This window comes from Amycolatopsis solani (assembly GCF_033441515.1).
Classification (GTDB): Bacteria; Actinomycetota; Actinomycetes; order Mycobacteriales; family Pseudonocardiaceae; genus Amycolatopsis; species Amycolatopsis solani.
In genome coordinates this window covers 2269333-2294011 of record NZ_JAWQJT010000002.1, presented here as the reverse complement: position 1 = coordinate 2294011, position 24679 = coordinate 2269333, and the positions used below count along the sequence as shown (strand labels likewise).

General features: G+C 71.8%; 21 protein-coding genes. 13 read left to right on the top strand and 8 right to left on the bottom strand.

Features of this window, described 5'->3' with window-relative positions; translation table 11 throughout:
* The first annotated feature begins 4 nt into the window (after window positions 1-4).
* Entirely contained in the window at window positions 5-1639 is a 1635-nt protein-coding gene (locus SD460_RS31100) for a long-chain fatty acid--CoA ligase (protein ID WP_318307117.1), read from the top strand.
* A gap of 6 nt (window positions 1640-1645) precedes the next feature.
* Here the strand turns inward: SD460_RS31100 and SD460_RS31095 are convergent, their stop codons facing one another.
* Window positions 1646-3364, bottom strand: a complete 1719-nt coding sequence (locus SD460_RS31095) for a helix-turn-helix domain-containing protein (protein ID WP_290057294.1) — start codon at window positions 3362-3364, stop codon at window positions 1646-1648.
* Between the two features lie 101 nt (window positions 3365-3465).
* Between SD460_RS31095 and SD460_RS31090 the strand changes: the two genes are divergently transcribed.
* Window positions 3466-4905 carry an MFS transporter gene (locus tag SD460_RS31090; RefSeq protein ID WP_290057293.1) on the top strand — a complete coding sequence of 480 codons (1440 nt, stop codon included), beginning with the start codon at window positions 3466-3468 and terminating at the stop codon, window positions 4903-4905.
* Window positions 4906-5064: 159 nt separating this feature from the next.
* Window positions 5065-6546 carry a tannase/feruloyl esterase family alpha/beta hydrolase gene (locus tag SD460_RS31085; protein WP_438860855.1) on the top strand — a complete coding sequence of 494 codons (1482 nt, stop codon included), beginning with the start codon at window positions 5065-5067 and terminating at the stop codon, window positions 6544-6546.
* Between the two features lie 39 nt (window positions 6547-6585).
* Here the strand turns inward: SD460_RS31085 and SD460_RS31080 are convergent, their stop codons facing one another.
* The 3 genes from SD460_RS31080 to SD460_RS31070 are packed head-to-tail and all read right to left on the bottom strand — an operon-like array spanning window position 6586 to window position 9895.
* Window positions 6586-7341: an SDR family NAD(P)-dependent oxidoreductase gene (locus tag SD460_RS31080; protein ID WP_290057291.1), complete on the bottom strand. Its 756-nt coding sequence runs from the start codon at window positions 7339-7341 to the stop codon at window positions 6586-6588.
* A gap of 11 nt (window positions 7342-7352) precedes the next feature.
* On the bottom strand, window positions 7353-8345 hold the full coding sequence (locus SD460_RS31075; protein WP_290057290.1) for an LLM class flavin-dependent oxidoreductase: 993 nt from the start codon (window positions 8343-8345) through the stop codon (window positions 7353-7355).
* On the bottom strand, window positions 8342-9895 hold the full coding sequence (locus SD460_RS31070) for an acyl-CoA synthetase (protein ID WP_290057289.1): 1554 nt from the start codon (window positions 9893-9895) through the stop codon (window positions 8342-8344). Before SD460_RS31070 ends, SD460_RS31075 begins: the two co-directional genes overlap by 4 nt.
* A 115-nt stretch (window positions 9896-10010) precedes the next feature.
* Between SD460_RS31070 and SD460_RS31065 the strand changes: the two genes are divergently transcribed.
* Window positions 10011-10622 (top strand): TetR/AcrR family transcriptional regulator, encoded by a 612-nt coding sequence (locus SD460_RS31065; RefSeq protein ID WP_290057288.1) that lies wholly within the window; start codon window positions 10011-10013, stop codon window positions 10620-10622.
* A gap of 42 nt (window positions 10623-10664) precedes the next feature.
* Here SD460_RS31065 and SD460_RS31060 read toward each other — a convergent pair whose 3' ends face one another.
* From SD460_RS31060 to SD460_RS31045, 4 genes are read right to left on the bottom strand one after another with little or no spacing between them, the layout of a single operon-like run.
* Entirely contained in the window at window positions 10665-12068 is a 1404-nt protein-coding gene (locus tag SD460_RS31060) for an MmgE/PrpD family protein (RefSeq protein WP_290057287.1), read from the bottom strand.
* Window positions 12065-12886 (bottom strand): cyclase family protein, encoded by an 822-nt coding sequence (locus tag SD460_RS31055; RefSeq protein ID WP_290057286.1) that lies wholly within the window; start codon window positions 12884-12886, stop codon window positions 12065-12067. Before SD460_RS31055 ends, SD460_RS31060 begins: the two co-directional genes overlap by 4 nt.
* Entirely contained in the window at window positions 12883-13698 is an 816-nt protein-coding gene (locus SD460_RS31050; RefSeq protein WP_290057285.1) for an HpcH/HpaI aldolase/citrate lyase family protein, read from the bottom strand. Before SD460_RS31050 ends, SD460_RS31055 begins: the two co-directional genes overlap by 4 nt.
* Window positions 13695-14882, bottom strand: a complete 1188-nt coding sequence (locus SD460_RS31045; protein WP_290057284.1) for a CaiB/BaiF CoA transferase family protein — start codon at window positions 14880-14882, stop codon at window positions 13695-13697. The genes SD460_RS31050 and SD460_RS31045 overlap by 4 nt, the downstream gene beginning before the upstream one ends.
* A gap of 246 nt (window positions 14883-15128) precedes the next feature.
* Here SD460_RS31045 and SD460_RS31040 point away from each other — a divergent pair, with 246 nt between their 5' ends.
* Genes SD460_RS31040 through SD460_RS31000 form a run of 9 tightly spaced genes read left to right on the top strand, consistent with a single transcriptional unit; the run spans window position 15129 to window position 24663 of the window.
* Window positions 15129-16373 (top strand): ABC transporter substrate-binding protein, encoded by a 1245-nt coding sequence (locus SD460_RS31040; protein ID WP_290057283.1) that lies wholly within the window; start codon window positions 15129-15131, stop codon window positions 16371-16373.
* Window positions 16370-17383, top strand: a complete 1014-nt coding sequence (locus SD460_RS31035) for a branched-chain amino acid ABC transporter permease (RefSeq protein ID WP_318307115.1) — start codon at window positions 16370-16372, stop codon at window positions 17381-17383. The genes SD460_RS31040 and SD460_RS31035 overlap by 4 nt, the downstream gene beginning before the upstream one ends.
* Window positions 17380-18426 (top strand): branched-chain amino acid ABC transporter permease, encoded by a 1047-nt coding sequence (locus tag SD460_RS31030; RefSeq protein ID WP_290057281.1) that lies wholly within the window; start codon window positions 17380-17382, stop codon window positions 18424-18426. The genes SD460_RS31035 and SD460_RS31030 overlap by 4 nt, the downstream gene beginning before the upstream one ends.
* The gene (locus SD460_RS31025) at window positions 18423-19157 is read left to right on the top strand and encodes an ABC transporter ATP-binding protein (RefSeq protein WP_290057280.1); all 735 of its coding nucleotides are present in this window, start codon (window positions 18423-18425) and stop codon (window positions 19155-19157) included. Before SD460_RS31030 ends, SD460_RS31025 begins: the two co-directional genes overlap by 4 nt.
* Entirely contained in the window at window positions 19144-19845 is a 702-nt protein-coding gene (locus SD460_RS31020; RefSeq protein ID WP_290057279.1) for an ABC transporter ATP-binding protein, read from the top strand. The genes SD460_RS31025 and SD460_RS31020 overlap by 14 nt, the downstream gene beginning before the upstream one ends.
* Complete coding sequence (locus SD460_RS31015) at window positions 19842-21164, top strand: MmgE/PrpD family protein (RefSeq protein WP_318307114.1); 1323 nt, start codon at window positions 19842-19844, stop codon at window positions 21162-21164. Before SD460_RS31020 ends, SD460_RS31015 begins: the two co-directional genes overlap by 4 nt.
* A gap of 12 nt (window positions 21165-21176) precedes the next feature.
* Entirely contained in the window at window positions 21177-21809 is a 633-nt protein-coding gene (locus SD460_RS31010) for an aspartate/glutamate racemase family protein (RefSeq protein WP_290062512.1), read from the top strand.
* A complete protein-coding gene (locus SD460_RS31005; RefSeq protein ID WP_318307113.1) occupies window positions 21806-23185 on the top strand; it encodes an FAD-dependent oxidoreductase in 1380 nt (459 codons plus the stop codon). The genes SD460_RS31010 and SD460_RS31005 overlap by 4 nt, the downstream gene beginning before the upstream one ends.
* 8 nt (window positions 23186-23193) lie before the next feature.
* Window positions 23194-24663, top strand: coding sequence for a dihydroorotase (locus SD460_RS31000; protein ID WP_290062514.1), 1470 nt, complete (start codon window positions 23194-23196; stop codon window positions 24661-24663).
* The last annotated feature ends 16 nt before the right edge of the window (window positions 24664-24679 follow it).

The window sequence follows — 24679 nt, the reverse complement described above, 5'->3', positions numbered from 1 at the left end:
CGACATGCGCGACGAGAACGAAGTCCTGGACGGGCTGATGCAGCCGCGGCCGCTCACCATCGCCCACATCCTGGAGCGGGCCGAGCGGCTCTACGCGCACAAGGAAGTCGTCACCGCGGACGCCGAGCGGCGCACGTACGCCGACGTGACCGGCGGGGCCCGGCGCCTCGCCGGCGCGCTCGACGCCCTCGGCGTCCCGATCGGCGCCCGGGTCGCGACGTTCGCGAGCAACAACCGGCGCCACCTCGAGCTCTACCTCGGCGTGCCGGCCACCAAGCGGGTGCTGCACTCGCTCAACATCCGGCTGTCCCCGGAGCACCTCGAGTACATCGTCGGCCACGCCGGGGACGACGTCGTGTTCGTCGACCGCGGGCTGCTGCCGCGGATCTGGCCGAGCGCCGCGCGGCTGCCGGGGGTGCGGCACTGGGTGGTGCTGCCCGACGGCACCGACACCGAGATCCCGGCGGACCCGCGCGTCCGCGACTACGACGAGCTGCTCGACGGCGCCGAGCCGCACACCGGCTCGTTCGAGGACGCGTTCACGCTCGCGGACGAGAACCTGGCGTCCGGGCTGTGCTACACCTCCGGCACGACCGGGCGGCCCAAGGGCGTGCTCTACAGCCACCGCTCCACGGTCCTGCACTGCCTCGGCACCCTGGCCGCGGGCCTGATCGGCCTCCGCGAGAGCGACGTCGTCATGCCGATCGTGCCGATGTTCCACGCCAACGCCTGGGGCCTGCCCTACGGCGCGATGATGGCGGGCGCCGCGCTGGTCCTGCCCGGCGCGTCCGCGGAGCCGGACCACCTGCTGCGGCTGATGGCGGCCGAGCGGGTGACGGTCGCGGGCGCGGTGCCGACGGTGTGGACGAGCATGGCGCCCACGTTGCGCGACCACGACCTGAGCGCCACGCGCTTCCTGCTCGGCGGCGGCTCGGCGGTGCCCGCGGCGCTGTCCGAGACCTTCCGCGCGGCGACCGGCGTGCCCATCACGCATTCCTGGGGGATGACGGAGGTCAGCCCGGTCGGCGTCATCGGCGGCACGCGCACCCAGCACCGCGACGCGACCCCGGCGGAGCAGGTGGCCGTGCGCGCGGCGCAGGGCCAGCCGCTGCCGCTGGTGAACGTGCGGATCGTCGACGTCGAGACCGGCCGCGAGCTGCCCCGCGACGGCACCGCGATCGGCGAGCTGCAGGTGTCGGGCCCCTGGGTGGCGGGCGGCTACTTCCGCGTGGACACCCCGGAAAGCTTCACCGCCGACGGCTGGCTGCGCACCGGCGACCTCGCCACCATCGACGCGCACGGCTACCTGCGGCTCGTCGACCGGATGAAGGACCTGATCAAGTCCGGCGGCGAGTGGATTTCGTCGGTCGAGCTGGAAGCCGCCATCGCCGCCCACCCCGCCGTCGCCGAGGTCGCGGTGATCGGCCGCCCGGACCCGCGCTGGATGGAACGCCCGGTCGCGTACGTCGTCCTGCACCCGGGCACGACCGCCACGGCCGATGAGCTGACGCGGCACCTGGGGCCGATGGTCGCGAAGTGGTGGCTGCCGGACGAGTTCGTGTTCATGGCCACGCTGCCGAAGACGGGCACGGGCAAGCTGTCCAAAACGGAACTGCGCGAGGCGGTGCGGATCGCCTGAGCGGCTTCAGGCGATCGTCGTCCGGAGCTGGTGCAGGCGGAGGCCGAGCTGCAGCTCCAGATCGTTGCCTTGCCGCCAATCGACGCCCAGGATCGTCCCGGCGCGGTCCAGCCGCTTGAGCAGCGTGTTCACGTGGACGTGCAGGGCCCGCGCCGTCGCCGCCACGTTGGCTCGGTTCTCGTAGTACGCACCCAAGGTCGCAACCAGATCCGTGCCGCGCTGGCGGTCGTGGTCGAGGAGCGGGCCGATCGCGCCGGTGAGGAACCGGTCCAGTTCGCCGGCTCGCTCGGGGTCGAACACCATCGCGTACAACGCGTAGCCGGCCGTCGTGGCGCCGGTGTCGGTGTGGCCGATCGCCCGCATCACCGCGCCGCAGCGGGCGGCCAATGCGAACGCCCGGGCCCAGTCGTGGTCGGCCGCGCCTTCCGCGACGACCGTGACCGGGCCGCCCACGGAGCGGCGTAGTCCACTGTGGACTTCCTGGACGGTCCGTTCGGCGTCGGTGCCCGGCAGGATCATCGTGGCCCGGCCCAGGTGTTCGCCGGCGAGGCCGGAGCGGTCGCGGGCGATGTCGTGCAGGCGGCGGGACAGGTCGGTCGGCGACACCGCCGGGGAATCCGCGACGAGGACCAGGTCCAGGCGGTCGGGGTCGATGCCGCGGGCGCGGGTGCGGGCGCGCTGGGCCGGGCTGATGCCCGGGCCGCCGACCAGGAACTCGGTGAGCAGCTCGCCGCTCAGCCGCTCGCTGGCCTCGGCCACCGCCCGCTCCTTGAGGATCAGCAGGCCCAGGATGTGCGTGGCCCGCTCGAGGGTGCGCAGGTCCGTGTCGTCCGGGACGGCCGCCCGCCGGCTCCACGCCAGTGCGCCGAGGTAGCTGTCGCCGGCCTGGATGGCGGCCACGCTGCGGACGGTGGGGCCGGGCCGCACCGCGCAGCGGCCCGTGCGGCGGGCCTCCTCGACGGCTTCGGCCAGGTCCGTCTCCAGTGGACACGCGCCCGACGCGGAATCCTGGTGCACGAGGGTGGTGCCGGTCCGGTCCAGCAGGGTGACGCTCCCGCCCAGCTGGTCGGCGAGGAGCTGCGCGACGTCGCCCGGCGTCCCGCCGCCCAGCACGACACCGGTCAGCGCTTCGTGGATCGCCTGCGCCCGCTCGATCTTCCGGTACGCGCTTTGCAGCTCCTGCAACGCCGTCCGGCTCGCTTCGTAGAGGCGGGCGTTGTCGAGGGCGACCGCGGCGTGGTCGGCGAACGCGTTCAGCAGCGCGATCTCGTCGGCCCGGAACGACCGTTCGGCGCGGTCCGCGGCGAACAGCGCGCCCACTGCCTCGCCTCGGATGACCAGCGGGACCCCGAGCAGCGCCACCAGTTTTTCGGTGCCCACCAGGCGGTCGAAGTTCCGGTCGTGCCGGATGCGGGTCGAGGTGGCGTAGTCGCGCACCCAGTGCGGGCTCTTCGAAGCCAGCACCTTGCCGCCGAGCCCGACGGTCGCGGGGATCGCCGCCGCGAGGAACTCCGCGGAGATCGTGCCTTCGGACGCGCGGGCCGTCAGCCGCCCGTCCGCGCCGACCAGCGAAAGGTACGTGAAGTCCGTGCCGATCAGGTCGTGGGCGTGGTGCACGATCGACTGCAGGACCTCGTCGAGCCCGCCGAGCGCGGTGAGCGACTTGACGGTGGCGTACAACGACGCCAGTTCGCGCTGCCGTCGTTCGAGCGGGCCGGTGGTCACCCCGCCATCCTGCCACGGCCCGGGGTGGAAGAAAGCCCCACCGTTGCGGGGCCAGGAGTGGGTGGTCCGCACCTCCGTCGACGCGGTGACGGCGTCTTAGCATGACCGCCATCACCCGGCTGCACTCATCGACGAAGGCGGCATCCATGGCCATTCCGCTCACCCAGCCCGAAGGGCAGCCCGGCCACGCCGACGCCGGCGTGTCCGCTACCCGGCGCCGATCCTTCCGCAAACTGCTGGCCGCGGGACTCATCGGCAGCTCGATCGAGTGGTACGACTTCTTCCTCTACGGCACGGCCGCCGCGCTGGTGTTCCCGAAGGTGTTCTTCCCGCAGTCCTCGGCGCTGACCGGGACCCTGCTCGCCTTCAGCACGTTCTGGGCGGGGTTCGTGGCGCGGCCGATCGGCGGTGTGCTCGCCGGGCACCTCGGGGACAAGTACGGGCGCAAGCCGGTGGTCGTCACGTGCCTGGCGCTGATGGGGGCCGCGACCTTCCTGATCGGCTGCCTGCCCAGCGCGGCGGCCGTCGGCCCGCTGGCGCCGATCCTGCTGGTCACCCTGCGCTTCGTCCAGGGGCTCGCGGCCGGGGGCCAGTGGGGCGGCATCATGCTGCTGCTGACCGAATCCGCCGGTCCGAAGCGACGTGGTTTCGCCGGGACCTTCGGGCAGACCAGCGTCCCGGTCGCGGTGATCCTCTCGAACCTGATCTTCGTGGCCGCCAGCGGCCTGATGCCGGACGACGCCTTCCTCACCTGGGGCTGGCGCATCCCCTTCCTGCTCAGCGTCGTGATGTTCTCGGTCGTGCTCTACATCCAGGCCAAGGTCGAGGACACGCCGGAATTCCGCGAGCTGCAACGGGAAACGGAAACGGCGAAGCCGGAAGCCGCGGTGGTCCGCGCGCCGCTCGCGCAGGTGATCCGCGGCAAGTGGGGCACCATCCTGCTCGGCTGCGGGCTCCTGTCCGCCACCAACAGCCTGTTCTACGTCAGCATTTCCGGGCTGCTGAGCTACGGCACGGGATCGCTCGGGCTCAAGCGCGACGCCCTGCTGGCGGTCGTCCTGCTCGCCTCCGCGGCGATGCTGGCGACCATCCCGTGGTCCGGGCACTTCTCCGACCGGGTGGGGCGCCGCCCGCTGATCCTCATCGGCGGCCTGGGTGTCGCCGCCTGGGGCTTCCCGTACTTCGGGCTGGTCGGGACCGCGTCGCTGCCGCTGATCTTCGTCGCGGTGGCGGTGGGGTTCGTGTTCCAGTGCCTCACCTACGGCCCGATCGCGAGCTTCCTCGGCGAGCTGTTCGCCCCCGGCGTGCGCTACTCGGGCGCTTCGCTGGCCTACCAGCTCTCCGCGATCATCGTCAGCGGCGGCACGCCGTTCCTGATGACGGCGCTGATCGCGGAAACCGGGAGCACCTGGCCGGTCGCCGCCTACATCACGCTGATGGGGCTGATCACCTTCGCCAGCGCGTGGTTCCTGCCCGAGACGAACCCCGCCGAGGTCCGGTCCGACCCGAACGCCGTCCCCGGCGCCCACCTCTACCGCTGAACGCCCGGAAAGGAGGCCAGTGTGAAGAGAATTCGCCGGTTCGCCGCGGTGGCGGCCGCGGTGCTGATCGCCACCGCGATCCCCGCCGCCGGGACCGCCACCGCGGCGACCGCCCCGGAGTGCGCCGGGCTGCGGCAGCTGAAGATCCCCGCGTCGGCGATGAGCCTGCCGACCACCGGCGGCCGCGTCACGGCGGCCGCGGAAGTGACCGGCCCGGCCGGCCGGTACTGCCAGGCCGACGCCGACCTCTTCCCGGTCGACCCGGCCGCGCCCGCCATCAAGCTGCGCGTCGCGCTGCCCGCCGGCTGGAACGGCAAGGCGCTGATGTTCGGCGGTGGCGGCTACAACGGCACCATCCCCGACGTGACGGCGAACGTGCCGTTCGGGCCCGCCGACCGGCCGGTGCCGCTGGCCCGCGGCTACGCGACGTTCGCGAGCGACTCCGGCCACCAGCAGAACCCGGCCGCCCCGCCGTCGCTGGACGGCTCGTTCGGCGCGAACGACGAGGCACTCGTCAACTTCGCCGCCGGGGACGCGCTCAAGAAGACGCGGGACGCGAGCCTGTTCCTCATCCGCCACGCCTACGGCACCAAGCCCGCGGAGGTCTACTTCGCCGGCGGGTCGACGGGCGGCCGCGAAGCCCTCAACGTCGCCCAGCGGTGGCCGGCCGCGTTCGACGGGGTGATTTCGGCCTACCCCGCCTGGAACAACCTCGCCGAGATCCTGGACCTCGGGTACCTGACGCAGGTGCTTTCGCGGCCCGGCGCGTTTCCCGGGCCCGACAAGCAGAAGCTGGTGTACGACAGCGTCGTCAAGGCGTGCGACGGCTTGGACGGCGTCGTGGACGGCATCGTCTCGAACCCCGGCGGCTGCCACTTCGACCCGCGCGCGCTTCGCTGCCCGGCCGGCGCCGACACCGGCCCGGCGTGCCTGTCGGATCCGCAGATCGGGTCCGTGGTCGCCATGTCGACACCGTTCCGGTGGCCGTACCGGGTGGCCAGCGGCGAAACGCAGTACCCGGGCTTCCCGTTCCTTTCCGGGGCGGACATGCGGACGCCGTTCCTCGGGTTCGGCACCACCGCGCCCGCGAACCCGATGCCGGTGACGAGCGGGTACGGCATGCAGTACTGGGACCAGTGGGTCAAGTACTTCCTGACCCGCGACCCGGGGCAGAACTCGCTCGAGATCGACCCGCGGCGCCCGGGCAAGTGGCTCGACCGGATCAACCTGCTGTCCACGATCGAGGACCGCAACAACGCCGACCTGCGCCCGTTCGCGCGGGCGGGCGGCAAGCTGATCCTCATGCACGGCGCGGCGGACGAACTCGTTTCCCCGTACTCGACGAGCGACTACTACGAGCGGGTGCGCGCGGTCGCGGGTCCCAGGGCCACTGACGCGTTCCTGCGCTACTACGTCGTACCGGGCGCGAACCACGCCAACTTCGGCACGCCGGCGCTCGCCGCCGGCTGGGACTCGCTCACGGCGCTCGAACGCTGGGTCGAAAGCGGCCGGGCACCGGGGAACCAGGTCGTCACCGACTTGACCCACGCCCGCACGCGGCCGCTCTGCGAGTACCCCGGCTGGCCCCGGTACCGGGGCGGTGATCCGGGCAGCGCGTCGAGTTTCGCCTGCACCCGGTGACGTCGCCGGCGGGCCCGGACCGGGCCCGCCGGCCAGGCGTCAGACCAGCGACGCGGTCAGGCCGCCGTCGAGGACGTAGTGGCTGCCGGTGACCCAGCTCGCCCGGTCGGACGCCAGGAACGCCGCCACCTCGGCGATGTCCTGCGGCGTGCCGAGCCGGCCCTGCTTCGCCGCGACGAGGTCGCCGAAGGGCACCTGGGTCGCCGCCTCGAAGTCGGGTACCAGCCGCTCGACCATGGCGGTGTCGGCGAAGCCGGGGCAGACCGCGTTGACCCGGATGCCCGCCGGGCGCATTTCCACCGCGGCGACGCGGGTGAGCTGGATGACCGCGGCCTTCGTCGCGCAGTAGGAGCCGAGCAGCGGGCTGCCGCCGACCCCGGCGATCGACGCGATGTTGACGATGTTCCCCTGGGACTCCACCAGGTGCGGGGTCGCCGCCTTCATCGTCACGAACGTGCCGCGCACGTTGACCGCGAAGATCTTGTCGAAGCTCTCCGTGGACTGCTGCAGCAGCGGCGACGCCACCTCGATGCCGGCGTTGTTGACCAGGACGTCGAGACCGCCGAGGATCTCGACCGCCTGCTGGATCGCGGTCTGGACCTGGGTTTCGTCGGTGACGTCGCAGTTGGCGACGCCGGCCGCGCCGATCTCTTCGGCCGTCTGCTTGGCCGAGAGGGCGTTCAGGTCGCTCACGACTACCTTCGCGCCGCGTTCGATGAACAGCGCCGCGATCGCCTTGCCGATCCCCGCACCCGAGCCGGTGACGAAGACGCGCTTTCCCTCGAGTTCGGGCATGCTGGTTCCTCTCACATCGCTTCGATCTTGGGCAGGATTTCTTCCTTCAGGCGCTTCAGGTCGTCCAGTGTCTTCGCGACCGGGACGTCCGCGAACGGCGGCCACAGGAAGGGCATCGTCAGTCCGGCTTCCTTGTACCGCTTGAGCTGGTCGGTGATCTGCGCCGCCGACCCCACGAGCAGGTTGGTGCCCTTGCCCCGCGGGGTCTGGTCCATGTCCTGGTCGGTGATGACGAACCAGATCATGCTGGAGATCTCGAGGTCGTCGACCGACCGCTTGGTGTCGAGCTGGTCGAGCTCGCGCTGGATCTCGGTGCGCCACCGCCGGATGTCCTCGGGCGAGTCCTGGATCCCGATCCAGCCCGACAGGTTGTACTTGGCGATGCGGCTGGCCGAGCGCTTCGGGTCCTTGAGGCCGCTGAAGAAGATCGGCGGGTGGGGCTTCTGCACCGGCTTGGCGCCGAACCCGGCCGGCTCGAAGTCGGCGAACTCGCCGTGGTATTCGAAAACCTCGTTGGTCCAGATGCCCTGCATGATCTCCAGGGTTTCGCGCACGTGCTTGTGCCGCTTGGGGAAGATGTGCGCGGCGCTGGCGGCGGCGAACTCCTCCGGCATCCAGCCGGAGCCGACGGCGACGTTGAGCCGCCCGCCCGAGAGGTGGTCGATGGTGGCCAGCTCCGCGGCGAGCACGCCGGGGGAGCGGTACGGCGTGTCGATGATGCTCATGCCGATCCGGACCTTCGAGGTCTTCGCGGCGAGCCACGGGAGCAGCGGCATGCCCTGGAGGAACTCGCCCCGCGAGCTCACCGGGAGCTGCTTGCCCATTTCGTCGAGCATGCCGAAGGGGTACTGCATTTCCCCTCGGTCCGACGACTCCGGCACGATGATCCGGTCGAGCGTCCAGACGGAGTCGAAGTCGAGGTCTTCGGCGAGTGCGGTGAGGTCTTCGAGCTCCCGGACGGTGACCTTGTCCCGGAAGTTCGGCAGGTAGAGCGCGAGTTTCATGGTCGGACAGCCTCCTTGCTGCGTTCGGTGAAGGTGGAGCGGATGTCGGCTTTCAAGACTTTGCCGACGGTGGAGCGCGGCAGCTCCGGCCAGATTTCGATCTGCTTCGGCGCCTTGACGCTGCCGATGCGGTCCTTGACGAACGCGATCAGCTCGCCGGTGTCGAGGTCCCGGCCGGGCTGCAGCTGCACGACGGCGGTGACGCGTTCGCCCCACTTGTCGTCGGGCAGCCCGATCACGGCGCAGTCGCGCACGGCGTCGTGGGCCATCACCGCCTGTTCGACCTCGGCGGAGTAGACGTTGAAGCCGCCGGTGATGACCATGTCCTTGGCCCGGTCGACGATGTGGAGGAAGCCCTCGTCGTCGAGGAAGCCGATGTCACCGGTGTGGTGCCAGCCGTGCGCGGACGCCTCCGCCGTCGCCCCGGGGTCGCGGTAGTAGCCGGCCATCACCAGCGAGCCGCGCACGCAGATCTCCCCGCGTTCCCCCTGCGGTACCGGCCGGCCCTCGTCGTCGAGGATCGCGACGGTGACCAGCGGCGAGGGGCGCCCGGCCGAGGCCAGCCGTCCGGTGTGGACGGTGCCGTCGGGGTGGCGGTGGTCCGCGGGCGCCATCGTCGAGATCATCATCGGCGCTTCGGACTGGCCGAACAGCTGGGCCATCGGCCCGATGCGCTCGAGGGCTTCGGTCAGCCGGGCGGTCGACATCGGAGCCGCGCCGTACCAGAAGCACTGCAGGGACGAGAGGTCCGTGCGGTCGAGGGCTTCGTGGCCGAGCACCATGTAGATCAGCGTCGGCGGCAGGAACGTGTGGGTGACGCCGTGGCGTTCGATCAGCTCCAGGAAGCGGCCGACGTCGGGCTTGGGCATGATCACGACCTCGCCGCCGCGGGCGAGGACCGGGAAGCAGAGCACGCCGGCAGCGTGCGTCAGCGGCGCCAGGGCCAGGTACACCGGGCGCCCCTCGAACGGGTAGCTCATCAGCGTGATCGCCGACATGACCTCGAGGTTGCGGTCGGTGAGCATGACGCCCTTGGGTCGTCCGGTGGTGCCGCCGGTGCCGACCAGGGCGACGACGCCTTCGGGCTGCGGAGCCGCGGCGCCGGGGTCGTCGCGGGCGGCGGCGACCCAGTCCGCGAAGCCCGGTGCGAAGTCGTCGCCGTCGCCGAGCCGGACGAGGGTGGTCAGCTTGGGGAGCTTCGGGGCGATCTGACGAACCAGCTCCTCGAACGCCGGCTGGAAGACCAGGGTGCCGCAGTCGAACAGGTCCAGCAGTTCCGCGTTCTCGCCGGCGGCGTTGCGCGGGTTGATCGGGCACCACACCGCGCCCGCCCGGGAGATGCCGAAGACGCAGGTGAACGCGGTCGGGTCGTTGGCCGAGAGGATGCCGACCTTGTCGCCGGGCGCGACTCCCGAGCGGCGCAGCGCCCGGGCGACGGCCTCGGCGAGCTCGACGACTTCGCCGTAGGACCGGGATTCCCCGTCGAGGGTGAGGCAGGGCGCCCCGGGGTCCAGGGAAGCGCCTTTTTCCAGGTAGAAGTACAGAGACATCGTCGTCCCTCTCGAACTCGCCGGTGGCTGGACACGACCTTGGCCGCCGTTTGGACGAATGTCAAGATTTTCTTGGACGATTGGTCAGAGAAGCGCTCGATGGTATGTTCGGCCGGTGACCAGCGCAGCCGCGGTGACGCGCCGTGCCGACAAGTTCGAGGACCGCCGCCGGGAACTGGCCGACGCGGCGCTCCTCGCCTTGGCCGACCTCGGCTACGCCCGCACCAGCCTCCGCACGATCGCGGAGCACACGAAGTTCTCGCACGGCCTGCTGCACTACTACTTCGCCGACAAGGTCGAGCTGATCACCTACTGCGTGCGGCGGTACAAGGACGCGTGCGTGCAGCGCTACGAGGGCGGGGTCGGCGAGGTCGCCACCCCCGGCGAACTCGCCGCCGCCTGCGCCGACGGGCTGGCCGTCGCGCTCGAAGAAGCCCCGCTCATGCACCGCCTGTGGTACGACCTGCGCACGCAGGCGATGTTCGAAGAAGCGTTCCGCGCCGACGTCGCCGAGATCGACGAGGGCCTGCAGGACATGATCTGGCGCAACGTTTCGGCCTACGCCGAGCTCGCCGGCGCCGAGCCGGGCTGCCGTCCGGCCGAGGCCTACGCCCTGTTCGACGGGCTCTTCCAGCAAGCGTTGCTGGGGTACCTCGCGGGGGCCGAGACGGCTCTCGACGACTTCCGGCGCGCGGTGCGGGACCTGTTCCCGCGGCTGGTGGGCTGAGCCCCGGCCCGGCTGCCCGGGCGTGCCGGGCAGCCGGGGATCTCAGGTGCGGAGCAGGGTGGTCAGCTCGGTGAGGTCGGCCAGTTCCGCGAGCCCGTAGGTCAGCTCCGTGATCCGCGCGCTGACCTCGTCCGGCAGGACCCGCGCCGCGTTCAGCCGGAACTTCGTCGCCAGTTCTTCCGCCGACAGCGGGTTTTCCGGCCCGCCACGGTTCGCGTCGACGCGTTCCTCGAGCTCCCGGCCGTCTCGCAGCCGCACCCGCAGGACCGCCGGGAACTGGTGGGGGAAGATCTCGTCGCACCGGGCGTCCGGGACGCAGCGCACCTTGGCCGCCAGCTCCAGCCGTGCCGGGTCCGCGGCGGCTTCGTCGGTGAAGTCGTCGTGGAAGACACCGAGCCCGCCGCCGCCCAGCAGGCCGGCGGCCACCGTGTACGGGCCGGAGAACGCGGCGTGGTAGCCGGACTTCGGCCGGATCTTGTCCTCGCGCGGCTCGGCGATCGTCCGCAGCACCGCCGTCGGCGCGCCCAGTTCCAGGGAAACGATCTCCGCCGGGTCGACACCGCGGTCGCGCAGCCGGCGGGCCGCGTCGATGCCGGCGTGGGTGAAGTGGTTGCACGGGTAGGGTTTGAAGAAGATGCCCGGCAGCTCCCAGCGCTCGCCGAGGCCGTCGACGATCGCGTCCACATCGGACTGGTCACCGCAGAACGCCTGCAGCAGGCCGAACCGGCCCTCCAGGACCGTGGGCGGGCCGGTGATGCCGTGGCGGGCCATGCCCGCCGCCGTCACCGCCGCGTGGGCCGCCCAGCCGCAGTGGACGCGCTTCACCGTGCCGCCGGTGCGGTTGGCTTCCAGCAGGCCCGAGCCCATGCTGGCCGCGATCCCGATGGCGTCGGCGATGCCTTCTGCGGACACATCGGACAGCATCGCCGCGGCCGCGGCCGTGCCCAGGGCGCCGCAGATCGCCGTCGCGTGCAGGCCGCGTTCGAAGAACACCGAGTTGCCGAGTTCTTCGTCGTAGCCCGCCATCCCGAGCCGCACGGTGATCTCGACGCCGACGCCGATCGCGTCCAGCAGCTGCGCCCCGGTCGCGCCGCGGGCCTCCGCGACGGCCAGCGCCGCCGGGACCACGGACGCCGACGGGTGCAGCACCGACGGCAGGTGCGTGTCGTCGAAGTCGAGCGAGTGCGCGAGGGTGCCGTTGAGCAGGGCCGCGCTCGGCTCGGGCAGCCGGTCGCCGGTGCCGATCGCCGTCGCCCGGCCGTCGCCGCCCCACTCCCGCACCAGCGCGCCGACGGCCGCGGCGGGCTTTTCGGCGGTGGCGGCCAGGCTGTTGCCGAGAACATCCAGGACGCGCCGCGCGGCGTCGTCCCGCAGCTCCGGCGGCAGTCCCTTCGCCCGCACCGACGCGGCGAACGCGGCCAGCTGCTGCACGATGGTGCCGGTCATGCGCTCACCGCCGCGAGGGGACGCACGGGCGAGCCGGTGCCGCCGACGATCCGCAGCGGCGCCAGCACGAACGCGAACTCGTGCACGCCTTCGGCCGCGATGGCTTCGAGGTTCAGGTGCTCCAGGATGTAGATCCCGGACTCCACCAGCAGGATCCGGTGCACCGGCAGCACGGCGTGCCCGGCTCCGGCCGAGATCTGCTCGTACGCCGTGGTGTCCGCGCCGGTCGCGACGACTTCGCGGGCCGCCAGCCACTCCGCCGCCGACGTCGTCGCGCCGGGGACGCCGGTTTCCTTGCCCATGTAGGAAACCGCGTCGTCGAAGTTCCGCGCCCAGCCGGTGCGGATCAACGCGACGTCACCGGCGCCGGGCTCGGTGCCGGCCCGCTTCGCGGCGGCGTCGAGGTCGTCGGCCGTGACGCCGTAGCCCGGCTCCAGTGTCGGGACGCCGTGCACCGCGGCCACGTCCAGGAGCACCGCGCGGCGCAACAGGCCGGGCAGGTTTTCCGCGCCGTGCGTGCGGAACACGCCACCCTGCTGAGCCTCGGCCGCGTCGACGTCGCCGTGCAGCTTGCCGTCGTGGCTGACGTGCGAGAGCGCGTCGATGTGGGTGCCGACGTGCCCGCCGGTCACGATGATCTCGTTGGCGGCCGAGCCGCCGTCCGGGCGGCGCATGTCGCCGTGGCGGCGGATCAGCGTCATCCGGAACCCGGGGTGGTTCGGCGAGCAGGGCATGCCGGTGAAGAACGGCTGCCCGAGCTCGATCAGCCGGACCCCGCCGGCGATCGCCGACAGCAGCGGATCCTGGGGACGTGTCATGAGTGCTGGCCTTCCCTTTCTCCCGCGAGGGCGAGCACCCAGCGGGCGCGGGCCACGATCGCGGCGTCGACGAACTGTCCGTGGTGGTCGATCCAGGCCGCCGACCCGGTCGTTTCGAGGTGGTCGAGCAGGTCGCTCGCCCAGGCGGTCTCGGCCGGGTCGGGCGCGCACACCTCGTGCACCACGGGGATCTGGGCGGGGTGGATCACCGACCGCCCGAAGAACCCGGCCGCCCGCCCGGCTTCGGTGCTGGCGCGCAGGCCGTCGAGGTCGCGCACGGCGGTCCAGACGCTCTGCACCGGGCTCGGCAGCCCGGCCGCCCGCGCCGCGACGACCACCCGCGAGCGCGGCCAGGTCAGTGCGTCCCCACCGGCGACGCGCAGGTCCGCGGCGAGGTCGGCCTCGCCGAGGGAGATCCCGGCGACGAGCGGGTGCGCGGTGGCGATGTCCAGGGCGTTTTCCACGCCCAGCGCGGATTCCAGCACCGGGTACACCGGCACGCCGAGCGCGTCGGCGACCCGGCGCAGCTCACCGGGGTCTTCGCATTTGGGTACCCGAACGCCCGCGGCGCCGCGCAGTGCCTTGATGTCGGCCTCACCGGCGTCGGTGCCCGGCGCGTTGATCCGGACGAACGCAGTCGCACCACCGTCCAAAGCGGACTGCGCGTTCCGCCGGGCCTCGTCCTTCGCCGCCGCGGCGACGGCGTCTTCGAGGTCGATGATCACGGCGTCCGCCGGGCCGGCGAGGGCCTTCGCGATCCGGTCGGGCCGGTCGGCGGGCACATAGAGCCAGCTGCGCACGACTTCGTTCACTTGATCACGCCTTTTTCGCGCAGGGCGGCGAGTTCCGGCTCGCCGAGCCCGAGGCGGCCGAGCACCTCGGCGGTGTGCGCGCCCAGCGGCGCCCCGGCCGACGTGATCCGCCCGGGGGTCTCCGACAGCCGGAACAGCACGTTCTGCATCTTCACCGGCCCGAGCTCGTCGTCGTCGACCGTCGTGATGCTGTCGAGGGCCGCGAACTGCGGGTCGGTCATGACGTCGGCGGCGGTGTAGATCGGCGCGACGGCGGCCTGGGCCTCCTCGAACGCCTTCACGACTTCGTCACGGTCCCGCGAAGCGATCCACGACCCGACGGCGTCGTCGAGCAGGTCGGCGTGCTTCGCGCGTTCGGCGCCGCTGGCGAACCACGGCTCGTCGATCAGCTCCGGCCGCCCGACCAGCCGCATCACGCGTTCGGCGATGGACTGGGCGCTGGTGGAGATGGCGACCCAGCTGCCGTCGCGGGTGCGGTAGGTGTTGCGCGGTGCGTTGTTCGTGGACCGGTTGCCGGTGCGCGGCTGGAGGGTGCCGAGCTGGTCGTAGGCGATGATCTGCGGCCCGAGCAGCGTGAGGATCGGCTCGATGATGGCGAGGTCGACGACCTGGCCGCGGCCGGTCTGGTCCCGGGCCCGCAGGGCGGTCATCACGGCGTAGGCGGTGGTCAGCGCGGCGATGCCGTCGGCCAGGCCGAACGGCGGCAGCGTCGGCGGGCCGTCCGGTTCGCCGGTGATGGCGGCGAACCCGCTCATCGCCTCGGCGAGCGTGCCGAAGCCGGGCCGCTTGGCGTACGGGCCGATCTGCCCGAATCCCGTGACGCGCGTCAGCACCAGACCAGGGTTGATCTCGCTCAAGACGTCGTAGCCGAGGCCCCAGCGCTCGAGGGTGCCGGGGCGGAAGTTCTCGACGACGACGTCGGCGTCGGCTACCAGGTTCTTGAAGACCTCCTGGCCCTCGGGGGAGCCGAGGTAGAGGGTGATCGCCTTCTTGCCGCGGCCGAGCATCTTCCACCAGAGGCCGACGCCGTCGCGCTGCGCGCCGTGGCTGCGGACCGGGTCGCCGTTCGGGTGCTCGATCTTGATCACCTCGGCGCCGAAGTCGCCCAGCAGCGTCGCGGCCAGCGGGCCGGCGAACAGGGTGGCGGTGTCGAGCACCCGGATCCCGGACAAAGCGCCCGTCATGGGGCGTACCTGCCTTTCTCGTGCGGCGAGCCAGGGTGGACCGCTGTTTCGCCAAGGGGAACGCTGATGACGCTCAGGTTTCGTAGCAGCGTCTCTCCGTGTTTCCCAAGTTCGCACTGATCGCACGTGTCCGTCAAGTTATGCGCAGATGTTGACCTGACGTCGGGGCGAGTGTCACGATGACCGGCAACAAACCTGGCGTTTCGCTTAGCGGAACGCCAGCCACTTCCAGTGGGAAGAGGTGACATGTCCGCACGAATGCTCGTCGCGGGACTCGGGGCACTGGCCCTGCTCGTGACCGGGTGCGGGGGATCGGCTCCGATGGGGGCCGGCGGTGCCGCCGCGGGGCGGGACGAGGGCCCGGTCAAGATCGGGGCGCTGCACCCGGTCAGCGGCTCGAACGCGGTCGACGGCCTGCAGATGCGCCGCGGCGCGCAGCTGGCGGTCGACGCGATCAACGCGGCCGGCGGCATCAAGTCGCTCGGCGGCCGCAAGGTCGAGCTGCTCACCGGCGACACGCAGGGCAAGGCCGACATCGGGCAGAGCGAGGCCCAGCGGCTGATCTCGGCCGGCGCGGTCAGCCTGGTCGGCACCTACCAGAGCGCGGTGAGCACCAACGTCGCCGTCGTGGCCGAGCGCAACCGGGTCCCGTTCGTGATGGACGTGACCGCGTCCGACGCGATCTTCTCCCACGGCTACCGGTACGCGTTCCGCGTGCAGCCCGGCAGCAAGGCGATCGCGACGGCCGCGGCCCAGTACCTCAAGGCGGTGTCCGAGCAGGCCGGCAAGCCGGTCCGCAAGGTCGCGTTCCTGCACGAGCAGAGCGACTTCGGCAGTGGAGCGGCCGACGCCTTCACCGCGGCCGCGAAGCAGCTCGGCATCGGGATCGGCCCGAACATCAGCTACGACGCCACCACGGTCAGCGACCTGACCGCCCAGATCACGCAGGTCAAGGCGTCGGGCGCGGACGTGCTGGCCGTCGCGGGCTACTACCGCGACAGCCTGCTGGCGGCCAAGGCGATCGCCTCGGTCAAGCCGGACCTCAGCGCGGTCTGGGGCGTCTCCAATGGCGCGTACGACCAGCCGAAGTTCGTCACCGACGCGGCCGCGGTCGGCAACCTGTACTTCAGCACCAACTACCACTACGACGCGACCAACCCCGAAACCGTCGCGCTGCGCGAGAAGTACCAGAAGCAGTACGGCGACCCGATGCGCACCGGCGCGGTCCTGTCCTACGACGCGGTCCAGGTGATCGCGCACGGCGTCGAGCAGGCCGCGAGCACCGACCCGCGGAAGGTGCGGGACGCGATCGCCGCTGCCCAGGTCGCGCCGCTGACCGTCGGCCGCGGCCCGATCCAGTTCGCCCCCAACGGCGACAACCGCAACGCCTTCCCGGTGCTGATGCAGGTCCGGGACGGGCGGGTCCAGCAGGTGTATCCCCCCGAAAAAGCCGAATCCCGGCCCGACTACAGGGTGGCGTGGCGACCATGACCGAACTCGACACCGGGGCGCCCGTCGTCCCCGACACCGCACCACCCGACCGGAAAACCAAGGCGGACAAGGGCTTCCTGAGCCGCGCGGGCATCGTCGCCGCCGTCCTCGTGGTCGCGATCGTCGTCGCGCTGCTGCAGTCCGGCAGCGGACTGGTGGTCTGGCAGTCGGTGGTCACCGGCATCCTGACCGGCGGCCTCTACGGCCTGATCGCGATGGGCCTGACCCTGATCTTCGGCGTCCTCGACATCGTGAACTTCGCCCACGGCGCGTTCCTCACCGTGGCGATGTTCCTGTCCTTCGGCATGATCCAGGCGACCGGTCTGCACCCGTACCTGACGCTCGTCGTCGCGGTGCCGGTGCTGTTCCTGCTCGGCGCGGCCGTCCACCGTGGACTCCTGTCCGGGGCGGGTGGCAGGTCGCTGGAGAACCAGCTGCTGATCACCCTCGGCCTCTCGCTGCTGCTGGAGAACGGGCTGCTGATGTTCTTCGGCGCTGAGCCGAAGACGATCGACCTGCCCGGCGACTTCCAGTTCCCGTTGCTGGGGGCGGTCGTCGCGGGCTCGCGGCTCTACGCGTTCCTCGGCGCGGTCGTCCTCGGCGGGCTGCTGTACTGGCTGCTCCGGCGGACCCGGTTGGGCACGGCGATCCGCGCGGTCGCCGCGAACGCGCCCGGCGCGGCGCTGGTCGGCATCAACGTCCGCCGCATGCACACGCTGACCTTCGCCATCGGCACGGCGTGCGCGGGTGCGGCGGCGGTGCTGGCCGGCCCGCTCGTCACGGTGACCCCGACGCTGGGGGAGCAGTTCAACATCACGGCGTTCGTCGTGGTGGTGCTCGGCGGGATGGGCAACGTCGTCGGCGCGCTCGTCGGCGGCCTGCTGATCGGGCTGGTCGAGCAGCTCACGACGATCTACCTCGGCGGCCAGAGCTCCCTGCTCGGCGTGTTCGTGGTGTTCCTGCTCGTGCTGTTCCTCCGTCCGCAGGGGCTGTTCGGGAGGCGCGCATGAGCATCACGATCGAGGCACCCGCCGGTTCGGCGGACGCCGTCAAGGCGCCGCCGCTGCGCCCGCAGAACAAGCAGCTCGCGATCCTCGCTGTCCTCGTCCTGGTCGCCATCCCGCTGCCGCTGATCCTCCCGGCGGCGCAGGGCGCGGTCGCCGTGCGGATCCTGATCTTCCTGCTGATGGCCGTCGGCTGGAACATCATGAGCGGCTTCGGCGGGATGTTCAGCTTCGGCCACGCCGCCTACTTCGGCCTCGGCGCCTACACCAGCGCGTACCTGCTGGTGAAGCACAACGTGTCGCCGTGGATCGGGATGCTGGCCGGGATGGCGGTGGCCGCCGCGGTCGCCGTGGTCATCGGCTACTTCTCCTTCCGCTACAAGCTGCAAGGCGCCTACTTCGCGCTGGCGACGTTCGCGTTCGCGGAGATGCTGCGGCTGATCGTCACGAGCAGCGCGTTCGCCAACAAGTCCGTCGGGTTCAGCGTGCCGCTGATCCAGGACTCGTCGCTGTGGCTGATCCAGTTCCCGGCCGACTCGCCCGCGTACTTCTGGGTGGCGCTGGTCCTGGCCGGGGCGGCGGTCGCGATCAGCATCGTCTTCCTGCACTCCCGCGCCGGCCGGTACGTCACGGCCATCCGCGACGACGAGCTGGCCGCTGCATCATTGGGCGCCCCGGTGCTGCGGCACAAACTGCTGACGGTCGCGCTGTCCGCGGCGATCACCGCCGTGGCGGGCGCGTTCTACACCCAGTACTACCTGTTCGTGAACCCCGATCTCGGGTTCGGCTCGGCCATCTCGATCCAGGCCATCGTGCCCGTCGTGATCGGCGGCATCGGCACGGTGTGGGGGCCGGTGGTCGGCGCGATCATCATCGGCTCGCTCACCGACGTCACCGCGACCCTCCTGCGCACCCCACCGGAGTTCCTCGGCTTCCTGCAGGGCCGCAGCGGACTCGACGTCGTGCTGTACGCGGTGCTCGTGATCCTCATCGTGCGGTTGCTGCCCAAGGGGATCGTCGGAACTCTCGCTGCGAGGTGGCGTCGATGAGCATCGTGGAAGTCACCGGCGTCGGCAAGGCGTTCCGCGGCATGCACGCGCTGTCCGATGTGGACCTGACCGTCGCCGAGGGCGAGATCCTCGGCGTCATCGGGCCCAACGGCGCGGGCAAGACCACCCTGTTCAACGTCATCTCCGGCGCGCTCAACCCGGACACCGGCCGGGTGCGGCTGGCGGGCGACGACGTCACCGGCCGCGCGCCGGACCGGATCGCGCGGGCCGGGATGGTGCGCACGTTCCAGCTGATGCGGCCCTTCGCGAGCATGACGGTGGCGCAGAACGTCAGCCTCGCCGCCCAGCACCACCGCCTGAGCGCGAGGAAGCTGCGGGAGCACGCGCTCGACGTCGTCGACCGGGTCGGCCTCGGGCCGTGGGCCCACCGCAACGCCACCGACCTGCCGACCGCCGGGCTCAAGCGGCTCGAGCTGGCCCGCGCGCTCGCGACGCGGCCGAAGGTCCTGCTGCTCGACGAAGTCCTCGCGGGCCTGGTCCCGGCCGAGCGCGAGCCGGTGCTCGACCTGCTCGCCACGCTGCGCGAGCAGCAGGGCGTCACGCTCGTGTTCATCGAGCACATCATGGCCGCGGTGATGCGGCTGGCCGACCGCGTCCTCGTGCTCGACCAGGGCCGCGTGCTGGCCGTCGGCTCACCGGAAGAGGTCACCAGCGACCCGCGGGTCATCGACGCCTACCTCGGTGAGGAGCCGACCCATGCTGACGCTTGAGAAGGTGTGCGCCGGATACGGCCGGATGCGGATCCTGCACGACGTCGACCTGCACCTGGCCGCGGGCGAGATCGTCGCGCTGGTCGGCGCGAACGGCGCGGGCAAGACCACGACGTTGCGCAGCATCTGCGGTCAGCTGAAGCCGACGTCAGGCCGCGTCACGCTCGATGGGGAGCCGACTGCGGGGCGCCGTCCCGACCAGCTGGTGCGCGACGGCCTGGTGCACGTGCCCGAGGACCGGGCGCTGTTCGGCACGCTCACCGTCGAGGAGAACCTGCGGATGGGCGCGTGGACCCGCACGTCCGCGCAGGCCGCCGCGTCCCTGAAGGAGGTCTACGACCTGTTCCCGGTGCTCGCCGAGCGCCGGGGCCAGATCGCGCAGACGTTCAGCGGCGGCCAGCAGCAGATGCTCGCCATCGGCCGCGCGCTGATGGCCGGGCCGCGGCTGCTGATGCTCGACGAGCCGTCGACCGGGCTTTCGCCGAAACTGACCTGGACGGTGCTGGAGGCGGTCCAGCGCATCCGGGACAGCGGGGTGGCGGTGTTGCTGGTGGAGCAGAACGCGAAGCAGGCGCTGGCCATCGCCGACCGGGCGTACGTGCTGGAGAGCGGCTCGACCGTCCTGCAGGGCACCGGTGCCGAGCTCGCCGGCGACCAGCGCGTCCGGAAGGCGTACCTGGGACTGTGAACCGCGAACAAGCCGCTACCGCCGCGCTGGGCGCGTGGGTGTCCGAACTGGACGTCCCGGATGTGGTGCTGGACCGGCTCTCCCTGGTTCTGCTCGACGTCGTCGGCGTCACCGCATTGGGTGCTTCACTGCCGGAGCAGCGTTCCCTGGTGGAGGCCTGGCGCGCGCCCGCCGGTCCGGCGCCGCTGATCGGCGGCGGGCGCTGCGTGAGCACTGACGCGGCGGCCTTCCTCAACGGCGTCGCCTTGGTCTCGCTGGAACTGGACGAAGGCCACAAGTACGCCAAGGGCCACCCGGCCGCCCACGGGTTCCCCGCCGTGCTCGCGCTGGCCGCCGAGCTGGACAGCACCGGCGCGGACACGGCGGCGGCACTGCTGGCCGCCTACGAGGTGAGCGCGCGGTTCGGCCGCGCGACCACCCTGCGCGCGGGCGCGCACCCGCACGGCAGCTGGGGCGTTCCCGGCGCGGCGGCGGGCTGCGCACGCCTGCTCGGCCTCCCGCCCGGCGCCGTGGCGGCGGCCATCGACACCGCGGCGGGCATGGCGATCGCCGGGCACTTCGATTCGGCGACCCAGGGCAACCCGGTGCGCAACGCCTGGCTGGGCGCGTCGGCGACGTCCGGGCTCGCCGCCGCGCGGATGGCGGCGGCCGGGATGGCGCGCAACACCGGCACGGCCGCGCTCTCGCTCGGCACGCTGCTCGGGTCGCTGGACGCCGGGGAGCTGACCGCGGAGCTGGGCACGAGGTGGGACATCACGCGTGGCTACTTCAAGCGGCACGCGTCGTGCTCCTTCACCCACCCGGCCGCCGACGCGGTCCTCGACCTGCGTTCCCACCCGGCGTTCCGGGCCTCGGACATCACGCACATCCTCGTGGAAAGCCACGTCCTGGGCGCCGGGCTGTCCGCCGTGGACTGGTCGAACCGGCTCTCGGCGATGTTCTCCACGCCGTTCGTGGTCGCCACCGCCGCGCTGACCGGCGAGGTCGGCCCGGAGAGCCCGCTCGACGACCCGGGCGTGCGGGCGCTGGCGAGCCGCGTGCGGCTGGTCGAAGCCCCGGACCTCACGACGCGCCTGCCGGCCGAGCGCGCCGCCCGCGTCACGATCGCGTTCGACGACGGGACGTCGCTCAGCCACGAGGTGCCCAACCCGGTCGGCGACGCCGACCACCACCCGCTGACCGGGTCCGACGTGACCGGTTTGCTGGGGAAGTGGCTGCCCGGGCCGTTCGTGGACCGCGCGGCGGCGCTGAGCCGCGACCTGCCCGGCCTGCCCCGCGTCGGCGCGGCGTTGCGTGCGCTGGCCGGAACCGAAGAGTAAGGAGTAAAACTGATGCGTGCCCTCGCGGTGACGCCCATTCACCTGCCGCCCGAGGAGATCCGGCGGCGGCAGGAGCGCTATGACCGGCTCGCCCCGCCCGGCCTGATCATCGAGCTGCGCGACATCGGCCCGGCGGCGCCGGCCACTTTGGACACCGGCGAGGCCGTCCGCGCGTCCGAGCGTGAGGTCGCCGCCGCGCTCGCGGCCGCCGGCGACGGCTGGGACCTCGCCTTCCCGGACTGCGTGCTGGACCCGGCCGTCCCGGACGCCGTCGCCGAGCCGGCACTGCCGGTGCACGGCCTGCTCAAGCTGTCGGCGACCTACCTCGCCGGGAAGGGCGTGCGATTCGGCGCGGTCGTGCGCAACGAGGCCATCGCGGAGGAGTTCGCGAAGCGCATCGCCGCCTACCGGCTGACCGAGTACTTCGCCGGCGTCCGCGTGCTGGACCTGCCGTTCTCCGCGATCGCCGAGACCGAGACGTGGAACGCGGCGCTCGGCACGGCCGTCCACGAACTCGCCGCATCGGGCGCGACAGCGGTCATCAACGGCTGTTCGGCCGTCGACGTCGAGCCCGCCGACCTGCCCGCGCGCATCGTCGACCCGACCGAACTGGCGATGCGGCTGCTGGCGGTGGAGGAACGGTGACCGACGGACCCGATCTCGTCGTCGCCGGCGCGGGCGGCGGGCTCGCCGGGGCCCTGCGCGCGGCCGAACTGGGGCTGAACGTCCTGGTCGTCGAGGCGAGCGAACACTTCCGCCGCGGCAACAACACCTCGATGTCGACGGCGATGTTCCCCGGCGCCGGCTCCCGCTGGCAGACCGAGCAGGGCGTCGACGACTCGTCCGAGCAGTTCGTCGCCGACATCATGGCCAAGACGCACGGGCAGGCCGACGCCCGGCTGGCCCGCACGCTGGCCGAGGTGAGCGCGCCGCTGGTCGAGTGGCTAGCGGACTCCGCCGGGCTGCCGCTGTCCTTGGTGACGGACTTCACCTACCCGGGCCACTCGGTGACCCGCTGCCACACGATCCCCGGGCGGCACGGCTCCGGCGTCGTCGACCACCTCGCCCGCCGCGTGACCGAGCACGAGAACATCGAGCTGCTCGCGCCCGCCCGGCTGGTCGACGTGCTGTCCGATGCGGACGGTGTGCGCGCGGCCGTCGTCCGGTACCCCGACGGGACCGAGGAGGAGATCCCGACCCGCGCGGTTCTCCTGGCCACCAACGGCTTCGGCGCCGACGCCGACCTGGTCAAGCGGTATTTGCCGGAGATCGCCGGGTCGCTCTACCAAGGTAGCGACCAGTCGCTCGGCGACGCGCTGCGCATCGGCGAGAAACTGGGCGCCGCCACCGGGTTCCTCGACGCCTACCAGGGCCACGGCGCGGTGTCCGCGAGCGCGGGCACGCTGGTCGGCTGGGCGACGATCATCCACGGCGGGTTCCTCGTCGACCTCGAAGGTCGCCGCTTCGGCGACGAGACCCGTGGCTATTCGGAGTACGCGGCCGAGCTGGCCGCGCGGCCCGGCTCGACCGGCTGGATCGTGCTCGACGAGACGATCTTCGAGCAGTGCCAGCCGTTCCAGGACTTCCGGGACGTCGTCTCCGCCGGCGCGCTGGTCTGGGCCGACGACGCCGCCGGGCTCGCGCGGGCGACCGGCCTGCCGCCGGACGCCCTGGAAGCGGAACTCACCACCGCGCAAGCGATCGCGCGGGGCTCCCAGGCCGATGAGCACGGCCGCACCCACTGGGAGCGTCCCCTCGCGAGCCGCTACGCCGCCGTGCGCGTGGTGCCCGCGCTGTTCCACACCCAAGGCGGCCTCCTGGTCGACGAGCACGCCGCCGTCGTCGACACCCAGGACCGCCCGATCCCCGGGCTCTACGCCGCCGGGGGCGCCGCGGCGAGCATCTCCGGCCACGGCGCCGCCGGGTACCTGCCCGGCAACGGACTCCTGCCGGCCTTCGGGCTGGCCTACCTGGCCGCCGGCGACGTCGCCCGGCGCCGGACCCTTTCCACCGCAAGCTGAGGAGAAGCATGGCAACGACGGAACTGCTCGTGAAGAACGTCCGGGTCGTCCGGCCCGACGACGCCGACGGGTCCGAGCCGGAACTGCTGGACATCGCCGTCAACGACGGCACGATCACGCGCGTGGCGCCGAACCTGCCGACGGACGACGTCGCTCAGGTCGTCGACGGCCGCGGGCTGCTGGCGTTTCCCGGCGTGGTCGACGCGCACCAGCACTGGGGCATCTACAACGAGCTGGCCACCGACACCCGCACCGAGAGCCGCGCGAGCGCGCAGGGCGGCGTCACGACGTCGCTGACGTACATGCGCACCGGCCAGTACTACCTCAACAAGGGCGGCAGCTACCGCGACTTCTTCCCCGAGGTGCTGAGCGCGTCCGAGGGCAACGCCTACGTCGACTACGCGTTCCACCTCGCGCCGATGAGCTCGCAGCACATCTCCGAAATCCCTTACCTGGTCGAGGAATTCGGCGTCACATCGTTCAAGATCTTCATGTTCTACGGCAGTCACGGCCTGCACGGGCGCTCGACCAGCCAGAGCGACTTCCTGATGATCCCGCCGGACGAGCGCTACGACATCGCGCACTTCGAGTTCGTGATGCGCGGGGTCCAGCAGGCGCGCGAGGTGCTGACCGAGTACGCGCCGCACCTGTCGCTCTCGCTGCACTGCGAGACGGCGGAAATCATGACGGCGTACACGAAACTGGTCGAGCAGGACGGCTCGCTGTCGGGTCTGCGGGCCTACAGCGCGTCGCGGCCGCCGCACTCCGAAGGCCTCGCCGTCACCATCGCGTCGTACCTGGCGCACGAGACGGGGCTGCCGAACATCAACCTCCTGCACCTGTCGTCGGAGAAGGCGCTGTCGGCCGCGCTGACGATGGGGAAGGCGTTCCCGCACATCGACTTCCGGCGCGAGGTGACGATCGGGCACCTGCTGGCCGATGTGGACACCGCGTCGGGCATCGGCGGCAAGGTCAACCCGCCGCTGCGCGAGCGCGAGGACGTCGAGGCGCTGTGGCGGCACGTGCTCGCCGGCGACGTCGACTGGGTGGTCAGCGACCACGCGTGCTGCCGCGACGAGCTGAAGTTCGGTGCGGACCGCGACGACGTGTTCCTGGCGAAGTCCGGCTTCGGCGGTGCGGAGTACCTGCTGCCCGGGCTGGTCGGCGAGGGCGTGAAGCGGGGGTTGTCGTTGCAGCGGATCGCGCAGCTGACGTCGCAGAACCCCGCGCGGCGCTACGGCCTCTTGAAGAAGGGCACGATCGCGGAGGGCTTCGACGCCGACTTCGCGCTGGTGGACCCGGACGTCCGGTGGACCGTGCGCGCGGCCGAGTCGGAGTCGACGCAGGAGTACACGCCGTTCGAGGGCTTCGACATGACGGCGAAGGTGACGGACACGTTCGTCCGCGGTCACCACGTGTTCGCCGACGGCAAGATCGCGGGCGAGCCGGTGGGGCGGTACCTCAAGCGCGGCCGCTGACCGGATGACGTGAATG

What these genes read in the sequence shown, in the direction of transcription:
- SD460_RS31100 (WP_318307117.1), top strand. Translation starts at nt 5, where the DNA reads ATGCGCGACGAGAACGAAGTCCTGGACGGGCTGATGCAGCCGCGGCCG.
- SD460_RS31090 (WP_290057293.1), top strand. Translation starts at nt 3,466, where the DNA reads ATGACCGCCATCACCCGGCTGCACTCATCGACGAAGGCGGCATCCATG.
- SD460_RS31085 (WP_438860855.1), top strand. Translation starts at nt 5,065, where the DNA reads ATGAGCCTGCCGACCACCGGCGGCCGCGTCACGGCGGCCGCGGAAGTG.
- SD460_RS31080 (WP_290057291.1), bottom strand. Translation starts at nt 7,341, where the DNA reads ATGCCCGAACTCGAGGGAAAGCGCGTCTTCGTCACCGGCTCGGGTGCG.
- SD460_RS31075 (WP_290057290.1), bottom strand. Translation starts at nt 8,345, where the DNA reads ATGAAACTCGCGCTCTACCTGCCGAACTTCCGGGACAAGGTCACCGTC.
- SD460_RS31070 (WP_290057289.1), bottom strand. Translation starts at nt 9,895, where the DNA reads ATGTCTCTGTACTTCTACCTGGAAAAAGGCGCTTCCCTGGACCCCGGG.
- SD460_RS31060 (WP_290057287.1), bottom strand. Translation starts at nt 12,068, where the DNA reads ATGACCGGCACCATCGTGCAGCAGCTGGCCGCGTTCGCCGCGTCGGTG.
- SD460_RS31055 (WP_290057286.1), bottom strand. Translation starts at nt 12,886, where the DNA reads ATGACACGTCCCCAGGATCCGCTGCTGTCGGCGATCGCCGGCGGGGTC.
- SD460_RS31045 (WP_290057284.1), bottom strand. Translation starts at nt 14,882, where the DNA reads ATGACGGGCGCTTTGTCCGGGATCCGGGTGCTCGACACCGCCACCCTG.
- SD460_RS31040 (WP_290057283.1), top strand. Translation starts at nt 15,129, where the DNA reads ATGTCCGCACGAATGCTCGTCGCGGGACTCGGGGCACTGGCCCTGCTC.
- SD460_RS31035 (WP_318307115.1), top strand. Translation starts at nt 16,370, where the DNA reads ATGACCGAACTCGACACCGGGGCGCCCGTCGTCCCCGACACCGCACCA.
- SD460_RS31030 (WP_290057281.1), top strand. Translation starts at nt 17,380, where the DNA reads ATGAGCATCACGATCGAGGCACCCGCCGGTTCGGCGGACGCCGTCAAG.
- SD460_RS31025 (WP_290057280.1), top strand. Translation starts at nt 18,423, where the DNA reads ATGAGCATCGTGGAAGTCACCGGCGTCGGCAAGGCGTTCCGCGGCATG.
- SD460_RS31020 (WP_290057279.1), top strand. Translation starts at nt 19,144, where the DNA reads ATGCTGACGCTTGAGAAGGTGTGCGCCGGATACGGCCGGATGCGGATC.
- SD460_RS31010 (WP_290062512.1), top strand. Translation starts at nt 21,177, where the DNA reads ATGCGTGCCCTCGCGGTGACGCCCATTCACCTGCCGCCCGAGGAGATC.
- SD460_RS31000 (WP_290062514.1), top strand. Translation starts at nt 23,194, where the DNA reads ATGGCAACGACGGAACTGCTCGTGAAGAACGTCCGGGTCGTCCGGCCC.